Origin of the sequence: Microbacterium gorillae (genome assembly GCF_050990725.1) — a bacterium.
GTDB classification, from domain to species: Bacteria; Actinomycetota; Actinomycetes; order Actinomycetales; family Microbacteriaceae; genus Microbacterium; species Microbacterium gorillae_A.
Genome location: NZ_CP158844.1, coordinates 630,251 through 642,666 on the forward strand (window position 1 = coordinate 630,251; position 12,416 = coordinate 642,666).

Below are 12,416 nucleotides of genomic sequence, written 5' to 3' on the forward strand. Positions count from 1 at the left end.
CGATGCGCCGAGTTGAGGGCCGATCTGGTGCTTCGGCCCTCGTCTGGCCACATCGACCTAGATTGGCGTCGCCATGCGTCCCCGCAGCGGGCGCGTGCCGACCTCGGCACGCCCTCCCGACACGCGGAAACCTCCATCGTAGCCCGAAAGTCGAAATCCTTGCGTTCACTATGTTGTTCCCGGTAACATTCCTGGCAAGTGGCCCCTCGTCACCCCGTTTCTCAATGGAGAGAGTGCTCTATGGCTCATGCGAAAACGATGTTCTCGCTCGCATCACCGATCCCTCTCCGAGAGCGACGGCGGATCGGGTGATCACCGGATCGGACGGCGTCGCCGCGGGGTGACGTCACACCGGTCCTCAGTCGTCGGACGCGCCAGCGTCTGACGGGGCGCTCGGCGCGCCCACACGTGTCAGCGCGACGGACCTCTCGCGCTGCAGTCCCAACAGGAGACTGACGGTCGGCATGCGGTGATGCACCGGAGGCTCGACTCGACGTCGCAACGTATCCACCATCGCCGCCCGAACGCGGGGGCGCACGCGGTATGCCCACATACCGCGGCCCCGCTGCGCCCGCTCGCGCTCCGGCGACCCTTCAAGGAGGAAGAACCGTGACATCACCACAACCATCCGCCCCACGATCAACCCGAAGGCCGGTGTCACGCCTGGCGGCCATGCTCGGTGTGGCGGCCGTGCTCGCCACCTCAGTCAGTGCAGCGGGCATCGCCGATGCCGCGCAGGCCGCGCCGATCGCGGTGAAGGCCGCCGCGGCCGAAGGCCCGACCGTTCCCGGAAATCTGTTGCCGGACGGCCGATTCGTCTCGGACTTCACAGGCTGGAGCAACACTCGCGGCGGCACCCTCGCGCTGTCCGATGACGCCGCGAGCGGCGCCCACGCGCTGCGGGTGACCGCGCGCCAGAACACGCAGTCCGGTCCGTTCGCGAGTGTGACCGGAGCACTGCAGGTCGGTGCCACCTATCGGATGACCGGATCGCTCAAGTACGACACCGGAAACCCGACGCAGCAGTTCAACTTCACGTTCTGCCCCACCAACTTCAACGGCTGTGCGGACTACGGTCACACCTTCACGCGCGGGGAGTGGGGCACGTTCTCCCAGCAGTTCACCGCGGAGGCGAAGCACGCCGCCGCGGGCTGGTTCTTCGTGGAGACGCCCTGGGGGTCGAACGCCCTGCAGGACTTCTCCATCGATGACGTCTCGCTGGTGAAGATCGCCGACGCACCCGCGCAGCCCGCCTTCACCAGTCTGGAGAAGGTCCAGACCAAGCCGGTGGGCGATCACAACCCGCTGGTCGGTCACAAGTTCGGCGCGGACCCGCACCACCTCATCTACAACGGACGCCTCTACATCTACTCCACCGACGACACCCAGCAGTACGAGCTGAACAGCAAGGACGCGAACGGCCTGCCCACGCAGTCCAACGGGTATGGCGGGATCACCCGACTGAACGTGATGTCCACCAGCGACATGGTCAACTGGGTCGACCACGGCACGGTGCCGATCTCTCGCGCCGGCGGTGCAGCGCCCTGGACGGCGAACTCCTGGGCACCCGCCGCCATCGAGAAGGACGGCAAGGTGTACCTGTACTTCTGCGACAACGGCACCGGTACCGCGGTGGTCGTCGGCGGCTCGCCGCTGGGCCCGTGGACCGATCCGCTGGGCAAGAAGATCATCCCGGACACGGTCTCGCGCGACTACATCGCCAGCGGAGGCTTCCCGGCGGGCATGTGGCTGTTCGATCCCGAGGTCTTCATCGACGACGACGGCCAGGGGTACCTGTACTTCGGCGGCAACTCGCAGATCGGCACCGCCCCCAACGTGCAGGGACCGCAGAACCCGAAGTCGACTCGCGTGGTCAAGCTGAAGGACGACATGGTCACGCTCGACGGAGATCCCGTCGTGATCGATGGACCGGGCATGTTCGAAGCCTCGAGCATGTTCAAGCGCGACGGAAAGTACTACTACTCGTACTCCTCCAACTTCCAGGTGAACGAGGTACCGGGCCAGTACCCGTCCCGCGGCGCGATCGCGTACATGATGACGGATGACCCGATGGACCTCAGCGCCGCGCGCTATGCGGGTGTGGCGTTCCAGAACCAGGGATCGTTCTTCGGCGCAGGCAACGGCGGCAACAACCACTCCGACATGTTCACCTACAAGGGCGGCACGTACTTCACCTACCACGCCCAGACTCGCGGGGCCGCCTGGGCTGCCGCGCTCGGAACGCCGGGATCGACGCAGGGCTACCGTTCCGTGCACATCGACAAGCTCGAGTTCAACGCAGACGGCACGATCAAGCCGATCGTGGGCACGCGCGCCGGAGTCTCGCAGGTGGAGAACTTCAACCCGTACCGCACGTTCGAGGCGGAGACGCTCGCCTGGCAGCTGGGCCTCAGCACCGCCAAGACGGACGCCGCGTCGGTGGAGTTCCCGGAGCACAACGGCTCGGGCAACATGGTGCTCTCGGGCGTCGATGACGGTGACTTCGCCGCCATCGCCGGCGTCGACTTCGGGGCTGGCGCATCGACGGTGTCGGTGCGTGTGAAGCCACTCACCGCGGGCGGCAGCGTGCAGGTTCGTCTGGACAACGTCGACGGTCCGGTCGTGGCGCAGATCCCCGTCGACGGCACCGCGGGCCAGTGGACGACCGTGCAGGCGAATGTGTCCGGTGCGACCGGAAAGCACGACGTCTTCTTCGTCTTCGCCGGCCCTGCCGGTGGCGACAAGAACGCGGACCTGTTCGAGATCGACAACTGGACCTTCGCCGCCGCGCCGGTCGCATCGACCGATCTGGACCTGACGGTATCCGCAACGTCTCGTTGTGTCGCGGGCAAGTCCCAGCTGGTCGTGTCCGTGCACAACGCGGACGCCGTGGCGGCTCAGGTGACGATCACCACTCCGTTCGGCGAGAAGAAGATCTCGCTGGCGGCGGGCGCCACCTCCTCGGCGTCCTTCGCGACGCGGGCGGCGAGCATCGCCGCCGGAGAGATCCAGGTGACCGGTTCCGGAGGTGATCTCACCTACGCGGAATCGACGGCCTACCTCGCCCATACCTGTGGCTGATCCCCAGCAACACCCCTCCCCATGACAGACGATCGGCGGGCACACAGTGCGGTGCCCGCCGATCGTCGTATCGCAGGAAAAAGGAAACGAACTCGATGAAGAGAAGAACGCAACGACTCGCGGCAGTGGCCACCGTCGGCACGCTGGCACTGGTCGGCCTGATAGTCCCATCGACGGCGGCGATCGCCGCAGACGATTGGGAGCCCGAACCCTCATACACGTCGACCGACGCGGGAGACGGCACCTATTCCGTACCCGGGCTCAACGCCGACGTCCCCGACGTCAGCGTGGAGCGGGTGCGGGCCGCCGACAACGCTGAGGGCCGCGACATCTATTACATGATCAGCACCACGATGCAGCTGAGCCCTGGGGCGCCGATCATGAAGTCCTACGATCTCGTGAACTGGGAGATCGTGAACTACGTGTTCGACCGCATGGACATCGGCGACGCCTACTCGCTGCGCAACGGCGCGAATTCCTACGGGCAGGGCCAGTGGGCATCGTCGCTGCGCTATCACGACGGCACGTACTACGTGCTCGTCAATTCGCTGAACCTGGGTGGTGCGTACATCTACCGCACGGATGACATCGAGCACGGCGCATGGCAGCGCACGTCGCTCGGGCGCAGTCTCCACGACCCGTCGCTCTTCTTCGACGATGCCAACGGCGGGACGCCGTACATCATCTACGGCGGCGTCAACGCCGCCCGACTGAACGCGGATCTCACCGCGATCGAACAGGACTACACCGACATCATCCCGCGCAGCGCGTATGCCGACAAGCCGTACGTCGGCAGCAGCGGACTGTTCGAGGGCGCGCAGGCGTTCTACATCGACGGCCAGTACTACATCGTGATGATCACGTGGCCGAGTAGCGGCCGGCAGGTCGCGATGTTCCGTTCGAGCGAACTCCTCGGACGTCTCGCCGCCACCCCGGCGCCCTATGAGTCGAGGGGAGTGCTCAACTCCAACGGCTTCGCTCAGGGCAGCCTCGTCCCTGTCACCGATGGAGCGGGCAACGACTCCTGGCAGGGCTTCTTCTTCCGCGACACCTTCCCGATCGGACGTATCCCGGCACTCATCCCGGCGACGTGGAGCGGCGGCTGGCCGACCTTCGGCAACAACGGCGCTGTCCCGGTGAACGGGTCCTTCCCGAAGCCGATCACCCTGACGCCCGCGCAGGAGCGATTCGAGCGGCAGAAGAGCATCGTCGCCTCGGACGACTTCCGAAACGACGCGCCGCACCGGGCGTACCAGGACCAGCAGTGGTCGATTCCGGCGGGACCGCAGATCGACCCGACACTGGTCGGCGTCGAACTGCTGCAGAATCCAGGACTGGAATCCGGATCCACAGGGTGGATCGCGAACGACACCGCCACGCTCACGCCCACCAGCGCAGCGCACAGTGGAGCGTCAGCACTGGCGGTCACCGGTCGCGCGACCACCGGCTCCGGTCCGGCACAGGACGTCTCCGGCAAGCTGCAGCACGGCGTCACCTACGACGTCTCGGCATGGGTGCGCTACGACGGCGCGACGGCGCCGGCGACCAAGCCGTTCTACATCACGGCCCGCTTCGGAGGCGCCACGACCACGTACAAGAACCTCACCAGTGCGGTGAGTCTGACCCGGGGGCAGTGGGGACGGGTGTCTGGATCGTTCACGGTGGCGGACACGCAGGCGCTCGGCGACGTGCGCCTGTTCGTGGAGACGCCCTGGACGGCCAATCCATCGGCAGCTCCCCAGGACCACCTCATGGACTTCGTCATCGATGACGCCTCCCTCGTCGGGCGTCCCGTGACCGTCGAGAAACCGCATCCCGATGAGGTCGCCCCGAACGGGTCGAACCTCGATCTGGCCTGGGAGTGGAACCATGCGCCGGACAACCGCTACTGGTCGCTGACGGATCGGGAGGGCTGGCTCCGGCTGACGAACGGCAAGGTCGTCACGGGCGCGTACACCCACCGTTCCGGAGGAGAGCTGACCTGGCTCGAAGAGGCGCGTAACACGCTGTCGCAGCGCACCTTCGGCCCGCGGCAGTCGGTGGAGACGAAGCTCGATATCTCCGGGATGAAGGATGGCGACGTCGCCGGGCTCGCGGCGTACAACCGTGACTTCTCGTATGTCGCGGTGAAGCGCGTCGCGGGGGTGAACACCGTGGGTGTCGTGCACCGCGGGCAGCCGTTCGCGACGACGATCGACCAGGCAGCGGTCGAGAGCTTCCTTCCGGGCCGCTCCGCACCTCTCGGCGATGCCACCGAGGTGCACCTCAAGGCTGATCTCGACTTCGCCACCTCGTCGGGACGGCTGTACACCGCCTTCTCCTACAGCCTCGACGGGATCTCCTGGACACCACTCGGGGATCCGGTCGGACCGCTCAGCCTGGACGGAGGACTCACCCACTTCATGGGTCACCGCGTGGGGCTGTTCTCCTACGCGACGCAGCAGACGGGAGGGCACGTCGATATCGACCACTTCCTGCTGAGCGACACCCTGACGGCACAGCAACGGCCTCTCGACGAGAGTGCGCTCGACGCGGCGATCGCGCACGCGGGAACGCTGACCGAGAGTGACTACCCCGCAGAGGCCTGGGCGCAGATGCAGGACGCTCTCGATCAGGCTGTGGTCGCGAAGGGGGCGGTGCACGGCACGCAGAACCAGATCGACGCGCCCGAACGTGCCCTGAGCTACCAGCTCGCGCGCCTCGGAGTACTCAACGAGAACACCGTGGAGCCGTTGGACCTGGTGGTCTCGACGAGCTCGCGGTGCGTTGCGGGCAAGGTGCAGCTCGTGGTGTCGGTCCGGAATGCGGATGCGGTGGATGCCGAGGTGTCGGTGGTCTCGCCGCTGGGCGAGAAGAAGGTGGTGTTGGCGGCGGGTGCCGGCACGTCGGTGTCGTTCGCGGCCCGCTCGGCGTCGTTGGCGGCCGGTGAGGTGCAGGTGACCGGTTCTGCCGGGGATCGGTCCTCATCCTCGTCGACGGCGTATGCCGCGAAGACCTGCAGCTGACCTGTCTCGACCCGAACGGCCGTCATCCTGAGAAGGATGGCGGCCGTTCTTCTGTGCCATCCGCACGCCCCTCGCCGGCGGGCTGTGGCGGGGGACGGGCGAGCTCCGGCCGGGGTGTCGTGAACGCAGGAGGAGGCGCCAGATCCATGACGATTCCGCGCATTCCGTCATGCATCCGCCGCAGGTTCATGTGCTGGGGCGCGTGCCCCGAAACGACATCACCGCCCCGACGCGGTGTCGGGGCGGTGATGTCGTTGTCGCGCTGGGTTCAGCAGGTGCGAGCGGCGTAGGCCGCCGTCGCCACCGTGATGCGTCCGCTGGTGGCCTGCACGGTGCCGGCTGAAACGGCAGACACGCGCGTGCTGAAGCTGGCCGTGGCGCTGGCACCGGCCGCGAGCTGCACCGTCTTCGCGCCCGACGTCGATGTGATCGTGAGCTGTGCCGTGTCAGCACCGGCGTTCGACGCCGTTGCCGCGATCACCACCGAGCCGGCAACGCATCGCGTGGTCACGGTCAGGCCGAACGCGGGGGTGACCGTCACCGTCGCGGTGACCGGCATCCGTGAATCGTCCTGCGCGACGCCGCGCACGGTGAACGTGCCCGCCGACGCATAGTCCGACGGGTCCACGCCCTGCCATGCCACGTCCACCGTCCGCGTCGCGCCGTCTGCGGTGGTGAGGGTGGCTTGCGGCAGCACCGGGGGAGTGCCGGCGCGCGTCGACGCTGTCAGGGGTGCCACGCTCGTCACCGCGATCTCCGGCGCCAAACCCTCCAGCACGCGCTGGTATTCGGCCCGTGTCACCGGCAGGACGGTGCCGTGGCGGGGCTTGCCGCCATCGCTGTTCTGGGGCAGATTCGCCCGCAGCGTCGACCCGAGCGGCTGCCACGAGGAACCATCCGTGATGTCGGTCGAGCCGAACGGAATGTAGTGATTGGGTCCGCCGTGGTAGGAGGGCTGGTCGATGAACAGATACCAGTCGAAGCCGTTCACATCGCCCGGATTCGACGGGAAGATGCTCGGTCCCTCTCCGCTCGAGTACGTGCCGCCAGGTTCGCCGTTCGGTAGGCCGGTGGCGATCTTCTCCTTGACGAGCGTCCACTGATCCGCGGCCCCGGTAACTCCGGGAAGAGCGCCGGTGATCGTGGCGAGCAGGTTGGTCGACTTCTCCTCGCGGATCGTCATGGATGCCTCGTCCTTTGTGAAGCGGTAGTAGATCCCGTCCTGCTTGGCCACGGTGGAATCGATGAGGCCCAGCCCGTTTCCGCGCTTCACGTCCGACCAGATCTGCGGCTCCGAGAACGTCACGAAGTCGTCAGTGGTCACGGAGATCATCCGGTTGTAGGTGACCGCGGTGCGCGACGCCACATCGGTGGTGGGGTACAGGTTCGATGCCCAGAACACCACGTACCGACCGAGCTCCTCGTCCCAGTACGCCTCCGGTGCCCAGGTGTTGCCGGCGTAGGCCGAGGAGACCTGCACGTGCCGCTGCGCCGACCAGTTCACGAGGTCGGTGGACTCCCACACCTCGATGAAGCGGGATCCGGAGATCTGCGCGGTGGTGAATCCGCCGGCCAGTCCGTCGACTTTGAGGTCGGTGGCGAGCATGTAGAACTTGTCGCCCTCGTGGGAGCGCAGGATGAACGGATCGCGCAGTCCACCCGTGCCCTGGGAGGACGTGAAGATCGGTTCACCGCCATTCAGCGTGTTCCAGCGCAGGGCGTCGTCCCCCTTCGACGCTGCGAGGCTCACCCGCTCGGCGCCGGCGCCCTCGCCCGTGAAGAACGCCCAGACGTAGGCTACGGGCGTGGCATCGGCAGACGGCGCGGCGGTCACGGTGAGCGTGATCTGTCGCGTCGCCGCGGCGGAGCCGTTCGTCGCCGTCACCGCGAGCACCACGGAAGCGGAGGCGCCGTCGGGGCGCGTGATCGCGACCGTCGCGGAGTCGTCCCGGACGCCGTCGGTGATCTGTGCGGCCGAGGCACCCGAGACGACGGACCAGACGAGGCCCGAGCCGTTCGGTCCGACCAAGGGAACCGAGATCGCCGTACGCACATCGTCGGTTCCCGGGATCACGACCGACGCGAGATCCGCATCCACTTTCGCCTGCGCGGTCAGTTCCGCCGGGACGAGCACCGGATAGGTGCGCGTCGTGCTGCTGTCGCCCACGGTAAAGGTGGCGGTGAGAGTGACCGTGGCGTCCGCGTCGCCAGGCTCGGGCCGGGTGACCGTCGCCGAACCGCCCTCGACCCGGATGGCATCGCTGTCCGATGTCCAGGCGACTGCGACACCGCTGCTGCTCGTGGGCAGCGTGAACGAGGCGGTCGCCGTCCCGGGAACGGCCACGTTCGTGACGGCGCGCTCGAGCGCCTGCGTGACGTACAGCTGCTGCACGTCGGCTGCACTCAGCGCACCGGTGTAGACGGCGTAGTCGTCGATGTCGCCCGCCCATCCCGCATCGTTGTAGGTGGATCGTCCCAGATACGACACGAGGTCCGTGCCGAACGACGCGATGGTCCGCCCGGTCGCGACGGAGGAGATCTGGGCTCCGTTGACATAGCTCGTGATGGTGCCGGCCACACCGTCGATGACGGTGGTGTACAGCGACAGACCGGCCGGGGTGCGCACCCCCGAGGTGGCGGCGTTCGTGGCGCCGGCCCCCACCTCAGTTCCCCAGGGCGCGCCCGCGTTCGTCGAGGTGGTGATCACCGACTTCACGTAGCCGGAGGGGTTCGTCGGATTGAGCAGCCAGTATCCGCTCGAGTAGCTGGCGCCGCTCGCCACCGGCGCGCCGATGAAGGCGGCGGCGGTGTTCGCGGCACCGGAGCGACCGGACAGCCACGTCGAGATCGTCATCTGGTTCTTGCCGACCAGACCCGCGGTGGGGATCTCGAGGTAGCCGGCACTGTCGCGTGCGCCACCGGGCAGTGAGAGCAGTCCGCCGTCGATGCTCGCACCGGACTGCTTCAGGGTGCCGTCGTAGCCGTTTCCGGACAGATCGGTCACGGTCGTGCCCGATGCGCTGTCGAACGAGTAGTGGATGAGGGGCGCCGGGCCTTCCGCCGCGGTGGCGGCGGAAGGCGTCGACACCGCGCCGATCGCGATGAGAGCGGCACCGGCGGTGAGCGCGGCTGCCGTTCGTCGCGTGTGAGCGAGGAGATCAGTCATGTTCTTCTCCGTTCAGCCGCAGGTCGCTGCGGGGATGGACGTGGTGGTGTGGAAGCTGTCGCCACCGGCCGTTGCCGTGAGGGCGGCGGCGGTCGCACCGAACGTGCTCAGGCGTGTCGCGAACGCGGCCGACGCGGACGTTCCGGCGGCGATGACCACGGTCTTCGAGCCGTACGAGGTCTGGATCGACACGGTTGCGGGGACCGTCGATCCATTCGTGACGGTCACAACCGCCTGGCCCTTCCCTGCGACGCAGCGCACGGTGGCGGACGCGTCGATCGTGAGGGTCGACACCGGGACAGCGGCCGATGTCGACGACGCCACGAGGGCATCCCGATAGCCGTCATAGGTCGCCGTCACGGTGGCGATCCCCGCGGGCACGGAGACCGATGCCCGGCCATCGGCCAGCGCGACGGTCGAGCTCCACGACCCGCCGGTGAACGTCACGGTGCCGACGACATCGCCGCCGTCAGCGGCCGCGACGGAAGCGGTGACCTGGCGTCCGGTCGCCTGGGCCGATGTCGTGGAGGCGACCGGGGTGATCGCCGACCAGTCGTGCAGTGCGGTCAGCACCGTCTGCGGCACGCTGACGAAGGCACCGTGGCGGGGGCTGGCGGGAAGGCCCCCCGCAGGTCGCACCTTCCATCCGGAGCGCTGGGAGAGCCGATCCGTGGCGGAGCTCGATGCGATCTCCGCCCCGGTGGTCAGGAACGCGCGATAGCCGCCGGCACTGTAGTTGTCGACGAGGAACACGTAGCCGTCGCCGGACGGATTGTTCGGGTCGCCCGCATTGAGCTTGACGATCTCTGGTCCCTCGCCGGCCTGGCCGGTCTGCAGACTGGTCATGCGCGTGTCGGTGAGCTGCCAGGTGACCGCGGGGTCCGCGCTCCAACTGGACGTGCTGGTCGGTGCGGTGAGAACCGTCGAACGCTCCAGGAAGATGTCCTTGCCGGCTTCCAGCGGCCCCGCCGCACCGGAGTCCTCATTCTTGGTGAAGCGATAGTAGGAGTCGCCGATCTTCGCCACCGTGGAGTCAATGCGCGCGTACCCGGTGTCCTGCCAGCTCTGCGGCGGGGACGTGAAGGTGCGGAAATCACGGGTGAGGACGAAGAACATCCGTGCGTAGAGGTTGTCGCTGTTGGTGTGGCTGGCGTCGGAGTACATGCGTGACGCGAAGAACACCACGTAGGACTGCAGGGCGTCATCCCAGTACGCCTCGGGGGCCCAGGTCATGCCGGCCTCGGGCTTGTTGATCGGAATGCCGGTGTTCTCGCCGTTCGTGCGGGTCCAGTGCACCATGTCGGTGGACTCCCACACCTCGATCTTGAGGCTGCCCTGGGACTGCGCCGGACCCCAGCCCGTGCCGCATCCGATGCACAGGTCGGTGGCCACCATGTAGTACTTGTCGCCGTCGTGAGATCGGAGGATGTACGGGTCGCGAAGGCCGGTGGTGTCAGCCGTCGATGTGATGACGGGCTGACCGCCGTTGACCGGGGCGAAGGTGAAGAAGTCGTTCCCGTTCGTGGCCGCCTGGTAGATCTTCTCGTCGCTGTCGGAGCGGAAGTACGCGCTGGCGTAGCCGGCATCCGGCGCGGTGCGTGCGTGCTCCGCCACCGTCACCACGAACTCGCGGGAGAGCGTCGTGTCGTTGAGTCGAGCATGGGCGGTGAGCGTGACCGTGCGATCCCCGCTGCCGTAGGCGGGCCGGTTCACGATTCCGCCACCGCGGTACGGGTCGGCGGCACCCACAGCGGGGGCGGCATAACCGTCATCCGTGGGCGTCACCAGTGCGGAGTCGGATGACGTCCAGGAGATGGCGGAGCCGTCCACGGCACCGGTGGTGATCAGCGGCAGGTTCTCCGTCGTGCGCGAGGTGAGAGCGATGGCATCCAGGTCCGTCGAAGCGGACGGTGCCAGGACCGTCACCGAGAACGTGATCGGTGTCCCCGACGCCGGAGTGGCCGTGATCGTCACGGTGGTGTCGCTCGTGATCGTACGCGACACCGCGCCGGTCGATGTGATCACGGACGGCTGGGACGACGACCAGGTCAGCGGCACACCATTGGACGACGCGGGCAGGGTCAGGTTGCTGCGCACCGCGTCGAGCGAGGCGTTCGCCCCGCGGATGATCGGCAGGAGATCTCCCCGCAGCAGCGCCTGGGTGCTCGCGGCCTTCTCCGCGGCGGTCGGCATGCTCGCGGTCACCTGGTCAGCGGTGAGCGCAGTGTCCCAGAAGCGAACGTCGGTCACGTCGGCCCGGAGCAGGGCATCGCCGGTGTACAGCGATCGGCCGAGGTATCCCAGCGCGCCGGAAGCCGGCACGATCGAACTCAGCGCGGAGGAGTGCGTGGTGGTGGAGATCGCCTGTCCGTCCCGGTACAGGGTGAGGGTGTTGCCGGATCCCACGAGGGTGAGGGTGGTGAATCCGGGGTTCAGCCCACCGCCCGCGGGCAGGCGCACCTCGCCGTTACTGGAGCCGGACTTCACACGGATGCCGGAGAGCACCTGGTTGGCATAGGCGCTCTCGCCGCTGCGCGGGTTCACGAACACGTGGTTGCCCAGTGCGGTCGTGTTCCACGCGCCGATTCCCGTGCCGATCACCCAGCCGAACTGATTGGCTGCCGTCTGTGTGGCGACGGTGTACTCCACCGTGAAGTCGTTGTCCGCACCGGTGACGAGGCCCGATGGAAGGGTGGCGTAGCCGTCGCCCCGGAAGCGGAGCACAGCGTCGCCGTCGGCGTCGGCGAAGGATCCGTCGGTGAATCCCGTGAGGGTGGCGTTGCGACCGTTTCCGGACACATCGAGCAGGGTCGAACCGGCATGCGACATGTCGTAGTGCGCGGTGGGAGCGGGAAGATCGGCCGCGGCCGCCGGCGCGGGCGCGAGCAGACAGGCGGAGGCCGCGAGGCTTCCGATGATGCCGGCAGCGAGTGATTTCCGCCGTCGGGGTGGATGGGTGGCCGCAGCGCTCATGGCTGTCTCCTAGTCGTCGTTGACGTGCGGGTGAGAGGGCCGGTTCTCGGGCTGCGCCCGGATCAGGTTGAACGGAATGTTACCGGACACATTCCTACCGCGTACAGCGGAGGGGCGCGCTGGAATCTCGTACTTGACGTGTGAATCGGACGCGCCCTACAGTGAGCGTGTTCCCGGTAACAGACCCGGGA

4 protein-coding genes are annotated in these 12,416 nt (G+C 67.5%); 2 read left to right on the top strand and 2 right to left on the bottom strand.

Annotation, left to right across the window (positions count from 1 at the left end; genetic code table 11):
• The first annotated feature begins 654 nt into the window (after positions 1–654).
• Together ABTV68_RS02850 and ABTV68_RS02855 are read left to right on the top strand one after the other, a co-directional pair.
• Positions 655–3,081 carry a family 43 glycosylhydrolase gene (locus ABTV68_RS02850; RefSeq protein WP_433676111.1) on the top strand — a complete coding sequence of 809 codons (2,427 nt, stop codon included), beginning with the start codon at positions 655–657 and terminating at the stop codon, positions 3,079–3,081.
• A gap of 95 nt (positions 3,082–3,176) precedes the next feature.
• Entirely contained in the window at positions 3,177–6,086 is a 2,910-nt protein-coding gene (locus tag ABTV68_RS02855; protein WP_433676112.1) for a family 43 glycosylhydrolase, read from the top strand.
• A gap of 268 nt (positions 6,087–6,354) precedes the next feature.
• On the opposite strand, the gene ABTV68_RS02860 is transcribed toward ABTV68_RS02855, so the two are convergent.
• Both ABTV68_RS02860 and ABTV68_RS02865 read right to left on the bottom strand, forming a co-directional pair.
• A complete protein-coding gene (locus ABTV68_RS02860; protein ID WP_433676113.1) occupies positions 6,355–9,252 on the bottom strand; it encodes an immunoglobulin-like domain-containing protein in 2,898 nt (965 codons plus the stop codon).
• A gap of 12 nt (positions 9,253–9,264) precedes the next feature.
• Positions 9,265–12,225 (bottom strand): immunoglobulin-like domain-containing protein, encoded by a 2,961-nt coding sequence (locus ABTV68_RS02865; RefSeq protein WP_433676114.1) that lies wholly within the window; start codon positions 12,223–12,225, stop codon positions 9,265–9,267.
• Positions 12,226–12,416: the final 191 nt, after the last annotated feature.